At 69.6% G+C, this 18,724-nt stretch carries 14 protein-coding genes; 6 read left to right on the top strand and 8 right to left on the bottom strand.

Going from position 1 to position 18,724, the window contains the following annotated elements; translation table 11 throughout:
* Positions 1-13: 13 nt before the first annotated feature.
* Entirely contained in the window at positions 14-1,975 is a 1,962-nt protein-coding gene (locus AWU67_RS12845; protein ID WP_067229746.1) for a thioredoxin domain-containing protein, read from the top strand.
* Between the two features lie 100 nt (positions 1,976-2,075).
* On the opposite strand, the gene AWU67_RS12840 is transcribed toward AWU67_RS12845, so the two are convergent.
* Complete coding sequence (locus tag AWU67_RS12840; RefSeq protein WP_067229744.1) at positions 2,076-2,462, bottom strand: hypothetical protein; 387 nt, start codon at positions 2,460-2,462, stop codon at positions 2,076-2,078.
* Positions 2,463-2,673: 211 nt separating this feature from the next.
* Here AWU67_RS12840 and AWU67_RS12835 point away from each other — a divergent pair, with 211 nt between their 5' ends.
* Both AWU67_RS12835 and pnuC read left to right on the top strand, forming a co-directional pair.
* Positions 2,674-3,171, top strand: a complete 498-nt coding sequence (locus AWU67_RS12835) for a DUF3054 domain-containing protein (protein ID WP_082716977.1) — start codon at positions 2,674-2,676, stop codon at positions 3,169-3,171.
* A gap of 5 nt (positions 3,172-3,176) precedes the next feature.
* Positions 3,177-3,854 (top strand): nicotinamide riboside transporter PnuC, encoded by a 678-nt coding sequence (pnuC, locus tag AWU67_RS12830; protein ID WP_067229742.1) that lies wholly within the window; start codon positions 3,177-3,179, stop codon positions 3,852-3,854.
* A gap of 13 nt (positions 3,855-3,867) precedes the next feature.
* Here the strand turns inward: pnuC and AWU67_RS12825 are convergent, their stop codons facing one another.
* Complete coding sequence (locus tag AWU67_RS12825; RefSeq protein ID WP_067229735.1) at positions 3,868-4,581, bottom strand: RNase H family protein; 714 nt, start codon at positions 4,579-4,581, stop codon at positions 3,868-3,870.
* A gap of 75 nt (positions 4,582-4,656) precedes the next feature.
* Here AWU67_RS12825 and AWU67_RS12820 point away from each other — a divergent pair, with 75 nt between their 5' ends.
* Positions 4,657-7,269 (top strand): DEAD/DEAH box helicase, encoded by a 2,613-nt coding sequence (locus AWU67_RS12820; protein WP_082716976.1) that lies wholly within the window; start codon positions 4,657-4,659, stop codon positions 7,267-7,269.
* Between the two features lie 281 nt (positions 7,270-7,550).
* On the opposite strand, the gene AWU67_RS12815 is transcribed toward AWU67_RS12820, so the two are convergent.
* From AWU67_RS12815 to AWU67_RS12790, 6 genes are all read right to left on the bottom strand, one after another.
* Positions 7,551-9,026, bottom strand: a complete 1,476-nt coding sequence (locus tag AWU67_RS12815) for a helix-turn-helix transcriptional regulator (RefSeq protein ID WP_067229733.1) — start codon at positions 9,024-9,026, stop codon at positions 7,551-7,553.
* A gap of 277 nt (positions 9,027-9,303) precedes the next feature.
* Positions 9,304-10,956 carry an amidohydrolase gene (locus tag AWU67_RS12810; protein WP_067229730.1) on the bottom strand — a complete coding sequence of 551 codons (1,653 nt, stop codon included), beginning with the start codon at positions 10,954-10,956 and terminating at the stop codon, positions 9,304-9,306.
* Positions 10,957-11,013: 57 nt separating this feature from the next.
* Positions 11,014-11,940, bottom strand: coding sequence for an ABC transporter permease (locus AWU67_RS12805; protein ID WP_082716975.1), 927 nt, complete (start codon positions 11,938-11,940; stop codon positions 11,014-11,016).
* A complete protein-coding gene (locus AWU67_RS12800) occupies positions 11,937-12,842 on the bottom strand; it encodes an ABC transporter permease (RefSeq protein ID WP_067229727.1) in 906 nt (301 codons plus the stop codon). The genes AWU67_RS12805 and AWU67_RS12800 overlap by 4 nt, the downstream gene beginning before the upstream one ends.
* Complete coding sequence (locus tag AWU67_RS12795; RefSeq protein ID WP_067229725.1) at positions 12,842-14,029, bottom strand: extracellular solute-binding protein; 1,188 nt, start codon at positions 14,027-14,029, stop codon at positions 12,842-12,844. The genes AWU67_RS12800 and AWU67_RS12795 overlap by 1 nt, the downstream gene beginning before the upstream one ends.
* On the bottom strand, positions 14,026-15,282 hold the full coding sequence (locus AWU67_RS12790) for an ABC transporter ATP-binding protein (RefSeq protein WP_335339011.1): 1,257 nt from the start codon (positions 15,280-15,282) through the stop codon (positions 14,026-14,028). The genes AWU67_RS12795 and AWU67_RS12790 overlap by 4 nt, the downstream gene beginning before the upstream one ends.
* Positions 15,283-15,566: 284 nt before the next feature.
* Here AWU67_RS12790 and aceA point away from each other — a divergent pair, with 284 nt between their 5' ends.
* A complete protein-coding gene (aceA, locus tag AWU67_RS12785; protein WP_067229719.1) occupies positions 15,567-16,916 on the top strand; it encodes an isocitrate lyase in 1,350 nt (449 codons plus the stop codon).
* A 73-nt stretch (positions 16,917-16,989) separates the two neighbouring features.
* Positions 16,990-18,678: a malate synthase A gene (aceB, locus tag AWU67_RS12780; RefSeq protein ID WP_082716974.1), complete on the top strand. Its 1,689-nt coding sequence runs from the start codon at positions 16,990-16,992 to the stop codon at positions 18,676-18,678.
* Positions 18,679-18,724: the final 46 nt, after the last annotated feature.

Here is an 18,724-nt window from a genome sequence, read left to right as displayed (position 1 = left end):
CTAGGCTGAGGGCATGGCGAACCGACTGGCCGGTGCGATCAGCCCCTACCTCCGCTCCCACGCCGACAACCCCGTCGACTGGTGGCCGTGGGGCGCCGACGCCTTCGCCGAGGCCGCCCGCCGCGACGTGCCCGTGCTGGTCTCGATCGGCTACTCCAGTTGCCACTGGTGCCACGTGATGGCCAGGGAGAGCTTCAGCGATCCGGCGACCGCCGCCCAGCTGAACGCCCAGTTCGTCGCGATCAAGGTGGACAGGGAGGAGCACCCGGACGTCGATGCCAGCTACATGGCAGCGGCCGGGGCGTTCACCCGCAACCTCGGCTGGCCGCTCACCGTTTTTGCCACCCCTGGCGGTCACCCCTTCTTCGCCGGCAGCTACTTCCCACCGGTGGCGGCCGGCGGGCTGCCCGGCTTCCGCGATGTGCTGAACGCGGTGTCGGATGCCTGGACAAGCCGCCGCGACGCGGTGGACGCGACCGCGGAGGCCGTGGCAGAGGCACTGGCCGCGGCCGGCCCAAGCCCCACCCGGTGGCTGCCCACCGAGGCCGATCTGGCGCGGGCGGTCGCCGCGCTGGCGGCGCTCGAAGACCCCGTCTACGGCGGCTTCGGCGCGCCGCCGCACTTCGCCGAGCCGAAGTTCCCGGTCGCCCCAGCCCTCGGCTTCCTGCTGGAGCGCGCCGACGGCGCCGAGCTCGGCGCACGCACGCTCAAGTTGATGGGGGCCTCCCCGCTGCGCGACCCGGTCGAGGGCGGCTTCTTCCGCTACGCGACCCGGCGCGACTGGGGCGACCCGCACTATGAGCGGATGCTCTACGACAACGCCCTGCTGCTGGACGCCGCGGTGCGCGCCGCCCAGAACGACCAGGGCGCACACTGGGCACAGACGCTGAGCGCGGCATTGGCCGGGTTCCTGCTCGACGTGCTGCGACTGCCGGGCGGGGCCTTCGCCAGCGCGCAGGACTCGGAGAGCATGCTCGACGGCCGGCGCAGCGAGGGCGGCTACTACGCGCTGGACGAGGAGTCGCGGGCAGAGGTCGTGCCGCCGGCGCTCGACGAGAAGGTGCTGAGCGGATGGAATGGACTCGCCATTGCAGCGCTGGCGCGGGCCGGCGCCGCGCTGCAGCGGCCCGAGTGGGTCGACGGCGCGCGCGACGCCGCCGAGGCGCTGATCCGGCTGCACCTGCGCCGACCGGAGGACAGCGATCCGCGGATTCTGCTGCGGGCCTCGCGGGGCGACCGCGTCTCTGCCGCCCCGGCCACGCTCGAGGACTACGGCATGCTGGCCGGCGGCCTGCTAGCCCTGGCCGGTGCCAGCGGGGAGGCCCGCTATGCGGTCCTCGCACGTGAACTCGTCGATGCCTGTCTGGCAGAGGCCGGGCCGAGCGGCCTGCCGTTCGCCGTACCGGGCGGCGCGGAGGACGTGCTCGCCGCGCAGGGAATGGCGCTCAAGTTGGATGCCTCGGAGGGCGCATACCCGTCGGGCCTCAGCGCGCTGGCATCAGCCGCCTTCGATCTTTCGCTGCTGAGCGGGGACCGGCGCTACCGGGAGGCGGCCGAGGCCGCGGTTTCGCTCGTCGGGCCGCACGCCCCGGAGCGCCCGCTCGGCTACGGCGGTCTGCTGACGGTGGCGGAGCGGTTGCGGCGCCCCGTGGTGCAACTGGTCAATGTGGTTACCGTGGCTGGCGCTGCTCCGGCCGTGACCGCAGACGCCGAGCGGCTGCTCGTCGAGGCGCGGCGGGGCGCGGCATCCGTCTCGCTGAGCATCACTCTCAGTGAACCGCAGGCGGAGGCGTTCGCCGCGGCCGGCTTCGAGCTCTTCGCCGGCCGGCGGGCCCAGGGCGGCCGGGCGACGAGCTACCTCTGCGAGCAGTTCGTCTGCCGCCTGCCCGTGACAGACGCCTCCGAACTCGCCGCGTTGCTGGCGGTTGGCCCCGCCGTCGGGGATGACCGGGACGGCGGGCGCTCTGGCCGCTAGCCGCCGAACGCGTTGTCCCACAAGACTGAGCCGCTCAGATGCGTGGTCGTACCTGGGCAGTTCCCGCACATCGCGAAAAGCGCGGGCTAGCAGGCGCGGGCTAGCCGGCGCGGCCGAGCAGGCGGGGCGCCCGGTCGATCAATCGCCACGCCGCCGCGCTCAGCGCCGGGTATTCCAGCGCGATCGCCCGCAGAACACCGAACTCATACTCCTCGGCCGCACCCGGCCGGGCTGCAGGGTGATAGGCGCGGGCTCGTGCCGCGGCCAGCTCAGGCAGCGTGCTGCGCTCGCGGTACTGGTCGAGCACGACCTGCTCGTCGAGGGTCGGGAGGGCCGGCAGGAAGAGCAGCGGTTCCTCACCGAGGGCGCTGTGCAGCTCGATGTCCTGCGCGATCTCGGACAGGGCCTGCTGGCGCAGCGCGTGCAGCGCGGGCGACTCCGGCTCTGCGGCCACTTCATGCTCGATCTTGTATCCCCGCTCGCTCATCGACGTCCTCCCCAGGTCGGCTCTGGCGGCCGGTCGGCCGCCACAGTGCATCACTTCTGACATGAGCGTAGGGGCTCTGGATGTCCTGCAGATGACGAGCAGAGTTCGCCCCGGTTTCGCGCGGGTCTGGACCGCCTTGTGGCGTAATGAAGAACGGGCCGGCGCGGGCGGCACCCAGCGGCATCCGACCGGCACGAAATACACTGGAGTAATGTCTGAGCCTCGTTCCGCACGCCCCCAGGTGTTCCCCGACCTGCTGATCGACCTGATCCTGGTGTTCGCATTCGTGCTGATCGGGCGGCGCAGCCACGACGAGACCTTCGACATCGCCGGAACCTGGCAGACGGCCTGGCCGTTCTTCGCCGCGCTGCTGCTCGGCTGGCTCGTGACGCGGGCCTGGCGCTCGCCGGATCGGATCTGGCCGACGGGTGTGCTCATCTGGCTGGTCACGGTGGCCGGCGGCATGGCGCTGCGCGCCATCTCTGGGCAGGGCACCGACATCGCGTTCGTGATCGTGGCGACGCTGACGCTCGGCGCGTTCCTCATCGGCTGGCGACTGCTCGGCGTCTGGATCGAGCGGATCCTGCAGAAGCGCCGGGACAAGAAGCTTGCCGCGGAGGAGGCCGCCGTCGTGAACGCCGCCGCACAGGCGAAGGCGAAAGCCGAGCTGAACCGGCCGGACCCGAATCGCCGCACCCCCGGGCTCTAAACCGCATGAACGTGCTCGAATGGCTCTTTGACGCCCAGCTCGTCATCGGCGACCAGACCATCCTCTGGCGCGAGGTGATCGGCAACGGTTTCGGCATCGCCAGCGCAATCGGCGGCATGCGCCGCAAGATCTGGGCCTGGCCGGTGGGAATCGTCGGCAATGCGTTGCTGTTCACGGTGTTCCTCGGCGCGGTCTTCGGCACACCGAACCCCGTCAACCTGCTGGGCCAGGCCAGCCGGCAGATCATGTTCATCGCCGTGTCCGTCTACGGCTGGGTGCGCTGGTCGCAGACCCGCCGCCGCGTCGACGTCGCCACCGGCATGAGCGTGGCCGTGCAGCCGCGCTGGGCTGGGGCGCGCATCCGGGTCGCGCTCGTCGTGGCGATGGTGGTCGGCACGGCGATCCTCACCCCCATCTTCACCGCGCTGGGTTCCTTCGAGCCGGTCTGGGCCGACGCTTGGATCTTCGTCGGCTCGCTGCTGGCCACGTGGGGCATGGCCAAGGGCTGGACAGAGTTCTGGTTGATCTGGGTAGCAGTCGACATCGTCGGCGTTCCGCTCCTGCTGAGCGCGGGGTACTACGCCTCGGCGATCCTGTTCATCTTCTACGGTGCCTTCACCCTCTGGGGCTTCTTCACCTGGGTGAAGGTGCAGCGCGGGCAGACGCAGGCGCTGCCCGCCTGATCGTAGGTCGGCGCTAGATCAGGCTGCGCAGGAACTCCTCCGGGCTGACACCGTGGTCGCGGGCCCGGCCGAGCAGTCGTGCGTGCTCGTCGACGCTCAGCGTCAGGCTGATCTGCTGCCAGCCGGCCTCCTCAGCGCCCTCGGCCTCGTCGGTGAGGTCGTCGAAGTCGAACAGGTCGGGCTGCATGGTGGCCGGGGCGGATGCCGCGGGGGCGCGGGTCACGGGCGCTGCCGCGACCGGGGCCGCTGCCGCCGGGGCGCCGCCGCGGGTCCAGCCCGGGCCGGTGGGGATGGGGGAGCGGTTCTGGAACGCCTCGGACACGGCGCGCGCCCGGGCATCCGCCGCCTCGTTCATCGGGTGGTTGGCATGGCCCTTGACCCACTCGAAGCGGTAGCGGCGGCCGGCCAGTGCGGCGTCGAGCTCCTGCAGGATCTCCAGGTTCATCACCGGCTTGCCGTCGGCCTTGCGCCAGCCCTTCTTCTTCCAGCCCGGCATCCACTTGGTGATCGAGTTGATCACGTACTGGCTGTCGCAGAGCACGTGCAGATCCTCGTCGAGGTGTGCCGTGGCACGGAACAGCTCGAGCACCGCGGTCAGCTCGCCCTGGTTGTTGGTGGCGTGCGGCCAGCCGCCGGCCGCCCAGCAGTCGTCGTCGACGTACCAGGCCCAGCCGGCCGGACCGGGGTTTCCAAGTGCTGAACCGTCGGCCGAGGCGATAATCGTCATGGAGACAGTCTTCCACTGCCTGACAGGGGTTTCGACAGGCTCAACCGGCAGGGCCTCCCGCCTAGACTTGAACCCATGACGATCGAGACAACCCCGCTGCTCGATCGACTGCCGCGTGCGGCATCCGGGTCCTTCGAAGTCGACGCACTCGAACCGGACGCCGTCTTCGACGTCTTCGAGGACTGGGTTCGTGACCGCGGCCTGACGCTCTACCCGGCGCAGGAAGAGGCGCTGCTCGAGATCGTCTCCGGCTCGAACCTGATCCTCAGCACCCCGACCGGCACCGGCAAATCGCTGGTGGCCGTCGGCGCCCACTTCGCCGCGCTCGCCGCGGGCAAGCGCAGCTTCTACACCGCGCCGATCAAGGCACTCGTCAGCGAGAAGTTCTTCGCCCTCGTCGAGATCTTCGGCGCGGCGAACGTCGGCATGATGACGGGCGACTCCGCGGTGAACCCGGACGCCCCGATCATCTGCTGCACCGCCGAGATCCTCGCCAACCAGGCGCTGCGCCACGGCGAGGACACCGAGGTCGACCAGGTCGTGATGGACGAGTTCCACTTCTACGCCGACCCCGACCGCGGCTGGGCCTGGCAGGTGCCGCTGCTCATGCTGCCACGCGTTCAGTTCGTGCTGATGTCGGCCACGCTCGGCGACACCCGCGCCATCGCCGACGACCTCAGCCGCCGCACCGGCCGCGAGACCGCCGAGGTCACCGGCGTGGAGCGCCCGGTGCCGCTGCACTTCTACTACGAGACGACGCCGATCCACGAGACCGTCGAGGAGCTTCTGACGACCGGCCAGTCGCCGATCTACGTCGTGCACTTCTCGCAGGCGGCCGCCCTCGAGCGCGCCCAGTCGCTCTCCAGCGCCAAGATCGCCACCCGCGAGCAGCGCGAGCAGATCGCCGAGCTCATCGCCGAGTTCCGCTTCACCACGAGCTTCGGCAAGACCCTCTCCCGGCTGTTGCGGGCCGGCATCGGCGTGCACCATGCCGGCATGCTGCCGAAGTACCGCCGCCTCGTCGAGACCCTTGCCCAGCGCGGCATGCTGCGCGTCATCTGCGGCACCGACACCCTCGGCGTCGGCATCAACGTGCCGATCCGCACCGTGCTGCTCACCGCGCTGACCAAGTACGACGGGCAGCGGATGCGGCACCTCACCGCGCGCGAGTTCCACCAGATCGCCGGCCGCGCCGGGCGAGCCGGCTACGACACGGCCGGCACCGTCGTCGCCCAGGCGCCGGAGCACGAGAGCGAGAACATCAAGGCCATCGAGAAGGCCGGCGACGACGTCAAGAAGCGCCGCAAGATCATCCGCAAGAAGGCGCCGGACGGCTTCGTCTCGTGGGGCGAGCCCTCCTTCCGCAAGCTGATCGACGCCGAGCCGGAGGCGCTGAGCTCCCGGATGCAGATCACCAGTGCCATGATGATCAACGTCATCGGGCGTGGCGGCGACGTCTACCAGCACCTGCACGACCTCGTCTTCGACAACCACGAGCCGTGGCGCAACCAGCTGGTGCTCGCCCGCAGGGCGCTCGGCATCTACCGCACGCTGCGCCAGGCCGGCATCGTTGAGCAGTGGGAGGTTTCGACCCTTCGACAAGCTCAGGAGGGTCCAGGCTCAACCAGCGGGGGATCGTCGACCAGCGGGGAGCGCGAGATCCAGATCCGCCTCACCGTCGACCTGCCGCCGAACTTCGCCCTCAACCAGCCGCTGTCGCCGTTCGCGCTCGCCGCGTTCGAACTGCTCGACCCGGATTCCCCCTCCTTCGCCCTCGACATCCTCTCGATCCTCGAGGCGACGCTCGACGACCCGCGCCCGGTGATCAGCCAGCAGCAGTTCGTCGCACGCGGCGAGGCCGTTGCCGCCATGAAGTCCGAGGGCATCGAGTACGACGAGCGGATGGAGCTGCTGGAGCAGGTCACGCACCCGAAGCCGCTCGGCGAGCTGCTCGAGGCCGCGTTCGACACCTACAAGCTGGCCCAGCCGTGGATCGCCGACTTCGAGCTGTCGCCCAAGTCGGTCGTGCGCGACATGTACGAGCGGGCGATGTCGTTCGGCGAGTTCATCGCCTTCTACAAGCTGGCCCGTTCAGAGGGCGTCGTGCTGCGCTACTTGAGCGACGCCTACCGGGCCGCCCGGCAGACGATCCCAGACGAGTTCAAGAACGAGGACCTGCACGACCTGATCGAGTGGCTCGGCGAGCTGGTGCGGCAGGTGGACTCCAGCCTGATCGACGAGTGGAACGAGATGGTGCACCCGGATGCCGCGGCCCACGCCGCGCATGAGCACGAGGTGGTGCCACCGGCCCCGAAGCGGCTCACCAGCAATGCGCGGGCGTTCCGCGTGCTGGTGCGCAACGAGCTGTTCCGCCGGGTGCAGCTGGCGGCGCGCGACGACGCGGTGGCCCTCGGCGAACTCGACGCCGAGCACGGCTTCGGCGAGACCGAGTGGGGCGAGGCGCTCGATGCCTACTACGACGAGCACGACGAGATCCTGACCGGGGCGGATGCCCGCGGCGCCGGACTTCTGATGATCGAAGAATCGGCCACGACCTGGAAGGTGCGCCAGATCCTCGACGACCCCGATGGCAACCACGACTGGGGCATCACCGCCGAGGTCGACCTGGCGGCATCCGACGAAGCCGGCGAGGCCGTCGTGCGGGTGACGGGGCTGACCCGGCTCTAGCGGTCAACCTCCTGTTGGTTGAGCCTGTCGAAACCCCACCCGTTGGCTCGAGGGGTCGCCAGCGACCGAAGCCAATGCCGCATTCCGTCGTGGGTCGCGCAGGCCCGCCGGGGCCGTATCGAGGCCCGGTTTCCCGGGGGAAGCCGAGCCTCGTGCGAGGTCTCGATACGCTCGTTCCTCGCTACTCGACCAGCGGGGGGAGGGGCATTGCCCCAGCGGGGGAGGGGGGCATTGCCCCAGCGGGGGCGGGACAACAGCCTGAGCGGGGGAGGGCAACCGTCCTAGCGGGGTGCGTGCGCCTCGAGGAACTGGAACACTTCGGTCTGGTCGACGCCGGGGTAGCTGCCCGTCGGCAACGCCGCCAACAGGCTCGTCGGCGTGCGGGCGGCCGGCCAGGACTGCTCGGCCCAGCGCTCGGCCAGCGCGGACGGCGCGCGGCGGCAGCACGACTCGTCGGGGCAGCGCGACACCGCCCGGTGCGTGCTCTCCCGGCCGCGGAACCACTTGACGTGCGCGAACGGCACTCCGACGCTCACCGAGTACTCGCCCTCCTTCGCCTTCTCGATGCGGGAGGTACACCAGAACGTGCCGCTGGGGGTGTCGGTGTACTGGTACCAGGGACTGAACCGGTCCTCGACGTCGAACACGGTGCGCGCCGTCCAGTTGCGGCAGACGATGGTGCCCTCGACGGCGCCGAGCGCGTCGCTCGGGAAGCGCACCGCGTCGTTCTCATAGGCCTTGATGATGGTGCCCGACTCGTGCACCTTCATGAAGTGCACGGGGATGTCCAGGCGAGCGGTGGCCAGGTTCGTGAAGCGGTGCGCTGCCGTCTCATACGACACGGCGAAGGCGTCGCGCAGCTCCTCCATCGAGATGCGGCGCAGGTTCTTGGCCTCGTTGAGGAAGCGGACCGTGGCCTGCTCCGGCAGCAGAGTCGCCGCGGTCAGATAGTTGGTTTCGATGCGCTGCCGCAGAAAATCCGCGTAATTTCGCGGCTCCTCGTGGCCGAGCACGTGGCTGGCCAGGGCCTGCAGGATGGGTGAGCGGGAGTCCCGGGAGGCCGACTGGGCGGTCGGCAGGTAGACCCGGCCGTTGCGCTTGTCGGTGACGGAGCGGGTCGAGTGCGGCAGGTCGCCGACGTAGTGCAGCGAGTAACCGAGGTGGCTGGCCATGTCGGCGACCATCTGCTGCGAGACGGGGCCGCCGGTGTGCCCGACAGCGGCCAGCAGGGTTGATGCCGCGCTCTCCAACTCGGCGAAGTAGTTGTCGCGGGCGCGCATCGTTGCCCGCAGCTCGGCGTTGGCCCGCCGGGCCTCCTCCGGGGTGGCGGCGCGCTCGCGGTGCAGCCGGTCGATCTCGTTGTGCAGGGTCAGGATCGTCTGCAAGGTCTGGTCGCTGTGGCCTTTGCCGACGCGGAACGCGGGCAGCCCGAGCGCCCCGAAGACGGGTCCGCGCTGGGCCCGCTCGACGGCGATCTCCAGTGCGGCGCGTGGGCTGGGGGCGTCGGCGCGCAGCAGCTCTTCGACGCTGGTGTCCAGGGCCAGCGCGATGGTGCGGAGCATGGAGAGCCGCGGTTCCCGTTTGCCGTTCTCGATCGTCGAGACCTGGCTGGGGGCGCGTTCGATGGCGGCGGCCAGCTGTTCGAGGGTCATGCCGAGGGCGGCGCGGCGCTGCCGGATGCGGCGGCCGAGCGTGAGCGCGTCGACGTCGGTATCGGCATCCGTGGGCTCATCGGTGGTGCGATCGGCGGTGATCATGCACCGATGTTGTCACGGGCCCGCGGATGCCGCAAACAGAAGAATGCGGGAACTTCTGTTTTCGTCGGTGGCGGGTGTTGGCTTCGGTCGCTGGCGCTCCCTCGAGCCAACGGGAGGGGCAGGGCAGCGCGGGTCGGGTGACTGGCGTTCCCTCGAGCCAACGGGAGTGTGCACGTCGGCTTGAGGGGGCCGCGCCGCGAGGAACGAGCAGCGCAGCGCCCGAAGCCGGGGAGCCAACGGGAGGCGGGGCGTACCCGCGCGCCAGTGGAGGCGGCGGCTAGACGCCGAAGACGCGCTCGCCGTCGATGAACGTCTGCTCGACCGTGGTGAGACCGATCTCCTCCTTGGGGCCGGCGAAGGGGTCGCGGCTCAGCACGGCGAGGTCGGCGAACTTGCCGACCTCGATCGTGCCGGTGACGTCCTCCAGATGGTTGATCCAGGCGGAGCCGGCCGTGTACGCGGTGAGCGAGCTGGCCAAGTCGATGGCCTGCTCGGGCAGGAACGGCTCGTAGTCGCCCTCCTCGTAGCCGGGAGCCGCCTGGCGGTTCACCGCCGTGTGGATGGCGGCGAGCGGGTTCGGCGTCGACACGGACCAGTCGCTGCCGGCGGCCAGCACGGCGCCGGAGCGCAGCAGGTCGCCGAACGGGTACTGCCACGCGGAGCGCGCCGTGCCGAGGAACGGCAGCGTGAGGTCGACCATCTGCGGCTCCAGCGTCGCCCAGAGCGACTGCATGTTCGCGGCGACGCCAAGCTCACGGAAGCGTGGCACGTCGTCAGGGTGCACGACCTGCAGGTGCGCGATGTGGTGCCGGTTGTCGCCCCGCCCGTTGCGCTCGATGGCGACGGCGACGGCATCCAGACACTCCCGCACGGCACGGTCGCCGATGGCGTGGAAGTGCATCTGGAAGCCGAGCTCGTCGAGCAGCGGGACGGCTTCGTTCAAGATCTCCGGCGGCACGAAGCTGATCCCGGAGTTGTCGCTCGGGTGCCCGTGGCCGTCACCGTAGGGCTCCAGCATGGAGGCCGTGAAGTTCTCGGCGACGCCGTCCTGCATCACCTTGACGCTGGTCGCGACGAAGCGCCCGGAGTGCAGTTCGGCCCGCCGGGCCACCAGCTCGTCGATCTGCTCCAGCCCGCGGCTGCGGTCCCACCAGAGTGCGCCGACGACGCGGCCGGTGAGCTCGCCGGAGCGGGCAGCCGCGAGGTAGCTCGGCGCCGGGTCGTCGGCGTCGCCGTAGCTGCCGACGATGGCATCCTGCCAGGCCGTCACGCCGTGCGAGTGCAGATAGCGCTGCCCGGTGAGCAGCGCCTCACGCATGCCCGCGGTTCCCACCGGCGGAAGCAGCCTGTTCACCAGGGCCATCGCGCCCTCGTGCAGGGTGCCGGACGGCGACCCGTCGGCGAGCCGTTCGATGCGGCCATCGGCCGGGTCAGGGGTGTTGCGGTCGATGCCGGCCAGCTGCAGGGCGCGCGAGCTGACCCAGGCGCCGTGGCCGTCGCGATTGACCAGGAAGGCCGGCCGGTCGCCGACGATGTCGTCCAGGTCGGATGCCAGCGGGGTACCGCCAGGGAACATCGACATGCTCCAGCCACCGCCCAGGACCCATTCGGTGTCGGGGTTGTTGCGGGCGTGTTCTGCGATGAGCGAGCGGTACTCGGTGCGCGTGTTGGCATCCGCCAGGTTGCACCGCATCAGGTCGAGCCCGCCCCAAACCGGGTGCACGTGGGCGTCTTGGAAGCCGGGCACGAGCAGGCGTCCCGCCAGGTTCACGAGCTCGGTGTGCGGGCCGATCAGCTCGCGCACCTCCTCGTGCCCGACGGCGATGATGCGCCCGCCGCGCACCGCGACGGCGCTCGCCGTGGAGCGCACGGTGTTGGCGGTGAAGACGGTGCCTCCGGAGAAGACCAGGTCGGCGTCGGTTGAGGTCATTTCTACTCCTTCGGGTTTGCCGTTCTGTGCCCGGCGACTCGTCCGGCGGGTGGGGCGCTAGCTGCCCGCCATGGTGCGTGCGATCTGGGTGGCGGAGTCGCCGGCCCGGCGCAGTACGACGGCGACCATGGCGAGGGCGAACAGCGTGAGCACGAGCATGATCGTCGACACCGCCGCGATCTCGGGCCGGAGCCCGCTACGCAACGCGCTCAGCACGTACACCGGCCAAGGCGTGGTGCCGGAGACCTGCACGAACGCCGCGACGATCGTGTTGTCGAGGCTCAGTGTGAACGAGAGCAGCCCGCCGGCGAGCACGGCCGGCAGCGCCAACGGCAGGGTGACCCGCCAGAAGGTGCGCAGCGGCGGTGCATAGAGGTCGGCGGATGCCTCCTCCAACTGCGCGTCCAGCCCGACGAGCCTGGCCCGCACAATGTAGGCGACGATCGCCGTCGAGAACAACGAGTGGCCGATGACTAGGCGCACGACACCATCGCTGAAGATGCCGAGTCCGAGGTCCTGGCCGAGGAAGACGAGCCAGGGCAGCAGGGCAACGGCGTCGACGATCTCTGGCGTCACCGAGACGAGCAGCAGCAGCCCGATGAACCAGAACACCCACTTGCCGGGGCGCCGTGCCATCGCGATGCCCGCCAGTGTGCCGAGCGCGGTCGCCAGCACCGCGGCGATCAGGCCGGTGCGGATCGAGAGCAGCACGGCCTCCCGGATCGCCGGCTTGGTCACGATCGCCCCGAACGACTCGAATCCGAAGTGGTCCCAGGAGACGAGAAGCCGGCCCACATTGAAGGAGTACGCGATGATCACGATGATCGGGGCGAACAGGAAGAGGAAGACGAGCACGCTCCACACCGTGAGACTGATGTCTGCGGCGGAACGGCGGGTGCGGTGCCTCTTGGGCGGGCGCTCACCTGCAGCGACCGCCACGGCCCGCGTCGCATGGAGCTCGGTTTTCGCCTGGAGGTCGGTCATGACGCTTCTCCCAACACCAGTCGTCGACGGGAACGGAACGGCCAGGTGATGAGCCAGAGCAGCACGGCGCCGGCGGCGACGCTGAGCGCGATCACCAGGATCAGCAGCACGGCCATCGCCGAGCCCAGGGCCCAGTTCTGCGCGGTCTGGAACTGGCTGGCCACCAGCTGGCCGATCATGTTGCCCTTGGCGCCGCCGAGCACTGTGGCGGTGATGTAGTCGCCCATCAGCGGGATGAAGACCAGCAGCACACCGGCAACGATGCCGGGCTGGGCGAGGGGCACGGTGATCTGGGTGAACGTGCGGATGCGGTTCGCGCCCAGATCCTTGCTGGCCTCACGCAGGGGGCCGCCGACCCGGTCGAAGGCAACGAACAACGGCAGGATCATCAGCGGCAGGTAGTTGTAGACGACGCCGATAAGCACGGCGGTGCGCGTGTAGAGCAGCTCGAGCGGCCCCTCCTGCAGCCCGACCGCTTGCAGCAGTGTGGACAGCCAGCCCTCCGGCGCGAGGATCACCTGCCAGCCGATGGTGCGCACCAGGAAGTTGGTCCAGAAGGGGACCATCACGAGCGCCAGCAGCAGTCCGCGGCGGTTCATCGGCGCCTTGACGGCCATCCAGTAGGCGACCGGGGCTCCGATCACGAGACAGAGCGCCGTGCCGGCCAGGCCGACCCAGAGCGTGTTCACGAAGGTGGCGAAGAAGGTAGGCGAGAGCGCCTCGATGTAGCGGTCGAAGGAGAGCACATCGTTGGCGTGCGTGCCGAAGATGCCCGGTTTGTAGCCGAAGCTGAACCAGAGCACCATGCCGACGGGCGCGACGAAGAAGAACAGCAGCCAGGCCCACGCGGGGAAGGCCAGGAGTGGCGCCGGCAGCCGGCGCGGGGCGGAGGGGCTCGCCATCAAGCGCCTGCTGCGGCCTTGGTGTTGTTCCAGATGTCGACGATGCGCTGCTGAGCCTCGGTGACCTTGCCGGTGTGCATGGTGGCGATCTGCTCCGGCGAGAAGAAGACGAGGTCGAGCATCTCGATCCCGGCCGCCTCGGCGGCGGGCTGGATGTCGGTCGCTCCCGTGTGGTAGCCGATGTAGTCCAGCTCGGAGAGCGAGTTCTCCGGGGTCAACACGAAGTTGATGAAGGCGTGCGCGGCCTCCGGGTGCGGGGCGCCCGCCGCGATGGCCCAGTTGTCCATCCACAGCTCGGTGTCCGGTGCGCCGAGCACCCACTGCCAGCGCTCGGGATCCGGGCTCTCCTGGATGCCGATCCGGGCGTCACCGTTCCACACCTGCATCAGTACGTGGCTGGCCTGCGGGATGGCGGCCCCGCCCGGGTAGGAGTCGAAGGCGGTGACGTGCGGGGCGAGCTCGTTGACGAGGAAATTCTCGCAGGCGTCGAGCTCGGCCGGGTCGGTCGTCATCCAGTCGATGCCGTTCGACCAGAAGTAGATGCCGGCGAGCGGCGCTGGGTCATCCAGCACCGAGGTCTTACCGCTGGCCTCGTTCTGAGCGGCGTCGATGAAGTCGTCCCAGCTGGTGAGCTCGCGCGTGATGACGGTCTTGTCGTAGACGAAGCCGGTCGTGCCCCACGCCTTGCAGATCGTGTACTCGTTGTTCGGGTCCCAGTCCTGGCCGAGGAAGGCCGGGTCCATGTGCTTGATGTTCGGGATCAGCTCGGGGTTGAGCTTGGTGAGCAGCCCGTTCTCGACCATCTGCGGGATGAACGGCCCGGTCGGCACGATGATGTCGTAGCCGCTGGTGCCCTTGGCCGCGACCAGCTTGGAGATCATCTCCTCGTTGGAAGCGAAGGAGTCCAGGGTGACGGCCGGCCCGAGCGCCGAGGTGAAGTCCTCGAGCACGGACGGGGCGTCGTAGTCGCCCCAGGTGTAGATGGAGAGCTTGTCCTCCAGCGGACCGCCCGAGGCTTGCGCGCTGGACCCAGCGTTGGAGCCCGGGCTGCTGCAGGCTGCCAGGAACAGGGTGCCGCCCGCCGCGGCGGCGAAGCTGAGGAAGCGACGGCGGCTGAGCTCGCGCGCGATGATCGGCGCAGCGGACGAGCTGGCGAGGATGCGCAGCGGTGAACGTTCGGCGGTCATGAGTGCTCCTCGATGGGGGATTCGGGGGTGGCGGATGCTGATGAGAGGGTGGGTGGGTCGACGTGTGCCGTGGCCGGCAGCTCGTCGTCGGCGGCGAAGATGATCACGGATTCCGGCGTCCACGAGCACCAGACGGTGTCGCCGACCGAGAGCCGCGGTGCCTCGGGGGTGGGCCGGCGGGCGAGCACACTCTGCGTGCCCGCTCCGTGCGCCCCGCCGAGCTGCACCAGGTACTGCATGGTCTCACCCAGGTGGGAGACACCGATCAGGGTTCCGGCGACCCGGTTGGCGCCGTCCTGGCTGGCATCCGCTGCGCCCGTGCGCGCGCTGATCTGCACGAACTCGGGGCGCACCGCGGCCTGCGCGGCATCGCCGACGCGAAGCCGCGGGCTGCCGGTGGCGGTGCGCGCGGCCCGCAGCAGACCGTGCGGGGTCTGCAGTGTGGTGGCCCCCGGCACATCGCCGACGATGGTGCCGGCGAGGAAGTTCTGCTGGCCGACGAAGCCGGCGACGTAGGCGGTGGCGGGTGAGGAGTAGATGGTGTCGGCGTCGGCGAGCTGCTCGATGTGGCCGTCGCGCATGATCGCGATGCGGTCGCTCATCGACAGCGCCTCGCCCTGGTCGTGCGTGACGAAGACGAACGTGATGCCGAGTCGGGACTGCAGCAGTTTGAGCTCGAGCTGCATCTCCTCGCGCAGCTGGCGGTCGAGGGCGCCGAGCGGCTCGTCCAGCAGCAGCACGGCCGGCCGGTTGACGAGGGCGCGGGCCAGGGCGATGCGCTGCTGTTGGCCGCCGGAGAGCTGCGTCGGCTTGCGGTCGGCGAAGCGGCGCATCTGCACCATGTCGAGGGCCTCGGCCACGCGCTCCCGGATCTCGGCCTTCGGGGTGCGCCGCTGCTGCAGGCCGTAGGCCACGTTCTCGGCGATGCTCATGTGCGGGAACAGCGCATACGCCTGGAACACGGTGTTCACGTTGCGGCGGTACGGCGGCTGGCCGAGCACGCTCTGGCCGGAGATCAGGATGTCGCCGGCATCCGGGTGTTCGAAGCCGGCGATCATGCGCAACGTCGTCGTCTTGCCGCAGCCGGACGGGCCGAGCAGGGAGATGAACTCACCGGCAGCAATGTCGAGGCTCAGATCGTTGACGGCGGGAGTCTCGCCATAGAACTTGCTGACCCCCCGCAGTTCGATGGCCCCCGACTGGGATTGGACGCCCGGCACACTCGCTTCGGCATGGTCGTCGAGAACGGTCACCGGCACCTCCATAGCTGCAAACGTTCTGGTCATTCAATCTGGGAACGGTGATTTGCACAATGCATTTCGTTGCGAAAAAGCCATTTCGTTGCGAAGACCGTCGAATCGAATGCGCAGCTCCGTCGAAAGCGGAGGAATTCCGGCGCGCAGAAATTCCGTGAAACTTCACCCCGTCAAGCCGGGGGAGCGGCGGACACCTCGGCCGCAGAGTGGATGCAGACCACAACGGGTGCGGGTCGGCAGCAGGCGACACCGGCACCGGGAACCGTTCGAAGGAGAACACCATGACAGCGCAGAACACCCCCGACTCGTTCCGGGCCGGCGACCAGACGCAGACCGCGGAGCAACTTGAGCTGGAGTGGGCGGCCGACCCGCGCTGGGACGGCATCCGCCGCGACTACACCGCCGCCGATGTGATCGCGCTGCGCGGCCCGGTGCGTGAGGAACGCACCCTCGCCCGGCGCGGGGCCGAGAAGCTCTGGGGTGCGATCCAGAACAACGGCACGCCGGAGGACCCGCGCTGGGTGGCGGCGCTCGGCGCCCTGACCGGCAATCAGGCGGTGCAGCAGGTGCGGGCCGGGCTGCAGGCGATCTACCTCTCGGGCTGGCAGGTCGCCGCCGACGCCAACCTCTCTGGCCAGACCTATCCGGACCAGTCGCTCTACCCGGCGAACTCGGTTCCGGCCGTCGTGCGGCGCATCAACAACGCGCTGCTACGCGCCGGGCAGATCGAGTTCGCCGAGGGCGGGGTTTCGACCGGCTCAACCGGCGGGGAGCCGATCGACTGGATGGCGCCGATCGTCGCCGACGCCGAAGCCGGTTTCGGCGGCCCACTGAACGCCTACGAGCTGATGGCGTCGATGATCGAGGCCGGGGCGGCCGGGGTGCACTGGGAGGACCAGCTGGCCAGCGAGAAGAAATGCGGCCACATGGGCGGCAAGGTGCTCGTGCCCACCGGGCAGCACATCCGCACGCTGAACGCGGCCCGGCTGGCGGCGGATGTCGCCGGTGTTCCGTCGATCGTGATCGCCCGCACCGACTCTCTCGCCGCCAGCCTCATCACCAGCGACCACGACGAGCGCGACCGACCGTTCATCACGGGCGAGCGCACCGCCGAGGGCTTCTACACCGTGCAGAACGGCATCGAACCGGTGATCGCCCGTGGCCTCGCGTACGCGCCGTACGCCGACCTGATCTGGGTGGAGAGTGCGGAGCCCGACCTCGAGCTGGCCCGCCGGTTCGCCGAGGCCATCCACGCCGAGTTCCCGGGCAAACGCCTCGCCTACAACTGCTCGCCGTCGTTCAACTGGAAGCGGCACCTGAATGACGCGCAGATCGCCAGTTTCCAGCGGGACTTGGCCGCGCTCGGCTACGCGTTCCAGTTCATCACGCTGGCCGGGTTCCACTCGCTCAACCACTCCATGTTCACGCTCGCCCACGACTACGGCACCCGACACATGAGCGCCTACGTCGAACTGCAGGAGGCCGAGTTCGCCTCGGAGGCCTCCGGCTACACGGCCACCCGTCACCAGCGGGAAGTCGGCACCGGCTACTTCGACCGGATCGCCACCGCGCTCAACCCCGATAGCGCCACCCTCGCCCTCGCCGGATCGACCGAGGCCGAACAGTTCTAACCCCGTCGGTTCCGGGCCATCCGCTGGTTGAGCCTGTCGAAACCGTCTCACTGAATTCGCAAGGAGCCAGACCATGAACACGACAACGCTCACCGAGCCGCGGTCGAGCACCGCAGCCGCCCCCACCGTCCCTGCACACGAGCCGCGCATCGAGGTCGTCGGGGAGATGGGCCCCCGCTATGCGGAGATTCTGACGCCGGAGGCGCTGGACTTCCTCGCCGCGCTGCACGACCGCTTCGCCGGCATCCGTCACGACCGTCTCGCCGCCCGGCTGCGGAACCCGGTCGACGTCGCGAACGGGCGCAACCCGCGCTTCCTGGAGGAGACAGCGGCCATCCGGCAGGACCCGAGCTGGCGAGTGGCCGGCGCCGGGCCCGGCCTGGAGGACCGCCGGGTGGAGATCACCGGGCCGACCGACCGCAAGATGGCGATCAACGCGTTGAACTCCGGCGCAAAGGTCTGGCTCGCCGACCTGGAGGACGCCACCAGCCCCACCTGGCAGAACGTGATCGAGGGGCAGCTGACGCTGCTCGACGCGCTCGCCGGAACGCTCAGCCACACCAGCGCAGACGGCAAGGAGTACACGGTCACCCACGACATCGCCGGGCCGGACACCCCGACCATCGTGATGCGCCCACGCGGTTGGCACCTGCCAGAGAAGCACCTGCGCTTCCACGATCGAACCGGTCGGCGGATGAGCGCCTCCGGCAGCCTGGTCGACTTCGGGCTCTATTTCTTCCACAACGCGACCAGGCTGATCGAGCTCGGCAGCGGGCCGTACTTCTACCTGCCCAAGCTCGAGGGGCATCTGGAGGCCCGGCTGTGGAACGACGTGTTCGTCTTCGCGCAGCGCTCCCTCGACATCCAGACCGGCACGATCAGGGCAACCGTGCTGATCGAGACGATTCAGGCCGCCTTCGAGATGGAAGAGATCCTGTACGAGCTGCGGGAGCACTGCGCGGGGCTGAACGCCGGGCGCTGGGACTACATCTTCTCGATCATCAAGGCCTTCCGGTCGCGCGGGCGCCGCTTCGTGCTGCCCGACCGCAGACACATCACGATGACGGTGCCGTTCATGCGGGCCTACACCGAGCTGCTGGTGTCGACCTGCCACCGACGCGGGGCATATGCCATCGGCGGCATGAGTGCGTTCATCCCGAACCGGCGCGATCCAGAGGTCACCGCGCGCGCCCTCGAACAGGTCGCCGCCGACAAGCGCCGCGAGGCCGCCGATGGCTTCGACGGCACGTGGGTCGCCCACCCCGACCTGATCCCCACGGCGCGCGCCGAGTTCGACGCGGCGTTCCAACGGCCCGGTGCCCCGGACGGCGCCATCAACCAGCTGCACCGCACGCGCTCGGAGGTGCAGGTGAGCGCGGCGCAGCTGTTGGACATCGGATGGGGCGGTGGGCAGGTGACCGAGGTTGGCGTGCACGACAACATCGCGATCGCGCTGCGCTACATCGAGTCCTGGCTGCGCGGCACCGGCGCGGTCGCGATCGACAACCTGATGGAGGACGCGGCGACGGCCGAGATCTCGCGCTCGCAGGTGTGGCAGTGGGTGAACGAGAACACCGTCACCGCCGAGGGGCGCCGCATCGACGTGGCCTGGGCGCGCACGGTGCTGCGGCAGGTGGCGGGCGGCCTCGACCGCTTCGACGGTGACCGCTTCGATGATGCTGTCGAGGTCTTCACCTCCGTCGCGCTGGAGCCGGAGTTCCCGGCTTTCCTGACGGTCGGGGCGTACGCACGGTTCCTCTGAGCCGCCCGCCGGTTGAGTGCCCCTCCCACTGGTTGAGCCTTCCCGC

Origin of the sequence: Microterricola viridarii (assembly GCF_001542775.1) — a bacterium.
GTDB lineage: Bacteria > Actinomycetota > Actinomycetes > Actinomycetales > Microbacteriaceae > Microterricola > Microterricola viridarii_A.
Note: the sequence above shows the minus strand (reverse complement) of the source record. Positions and strands in the feature narration are given on the sequence as shown.

Excerpts from the sequence above, each read along its gene's own strand:
- AWU67_RS12810 (WP_067229730.1), bottom strand. The coding sequence starts at position 10,956 with ATGACCTCAACCGACGCCGACCTGGTCTTCTCCGGAGGCACCGTCTTC.
- AWU67_RS12800 (WP_067229727.1), bottom strand. The coding sequence starts at position 12,842 with ATGGCGAGCCCCTCCGCCCCGCGCCGGCTGCCGGCGCCACTCCTGGCC.
- aceA (WP_067229719.1), top strand. The coding sequence starts at position 15,567 with ATGACAGCGCAGAACACCCCCGACTCGTTCCGGGCCGGCGACCAGACG.
- AWU67_RS12820 (WP_082716976.1), top strand. The coding sequence starts at position 4,657 with ATGACGATCGAGACAACCCCGCTGCTCGATCGACTGCCGCGTGCGGCA.
- AWU67_RS12840 (WP_067229744.1), bottom strand. The coding sequence starts at position 2,462 with ATGAGCGAGCGGGGATACAAGATCGAGCATGAAGTGGCCGCAGAGCCG.
- AWU67_RS12815 (WP_067229733.1), bottom strand. The coding sequence starts at position 9,026 with ATGATCACCGCCGATCGCACCACCGATGAGCCCACGGATGCCGATACC.
- AWU67_RS12825 (WP_067229735.1), bottom strand. The coding sequence starts at position 4,581 with ATGACGATTATCGCCTCGGCCGACGGTTCAGCACTTGGAAACCCCGGT.
- AWU67_RS12835 (WP_082716977.1), top strand. The coding sequence starts at position 2,674 with ATGTCTGAGCCTCGTTCCGCACGCCCCCAGGTGTTCCCCGACCTGCTG.
- AWU67_RS12795 (WP_067229725.1), bottom strand. The coding sequence starts at position 14,029 with ATGACCGCCGAACGTTCACCGCTGCGCATCCTCGCCAGCTCGTCCGCT.
- AWU67_RS12845 (WP_067229746.1), top strand. The coding sequence starts at position 14 with ATGGCGAACCGACTGGCCGGTGCGATCAGCCCCTACCTCCGCTCCCAC.
- aceB (WP_082716974.1), top strand. The coding sequence starts at position 16,990 with ATGAACACGACAACGCTCACCGAGCCGCGGTCGAGCACCGCAGCCGCC.
- pnuC (WP_067229742.1), top strand. The coding sequence starts at position 3,177 with ATGAACGTGCTCGAATGGCTCTTTGACGCCCAGCTCGTCATCGGCGAC.
- AWU67_RS12805 (WP_082716975.1), bottom strand. The coding sequence starts at position 11,940 with ATGACCGACCTCCAGGCGAAAACCGAGCTCCATGCGACGCGGGCCGTG.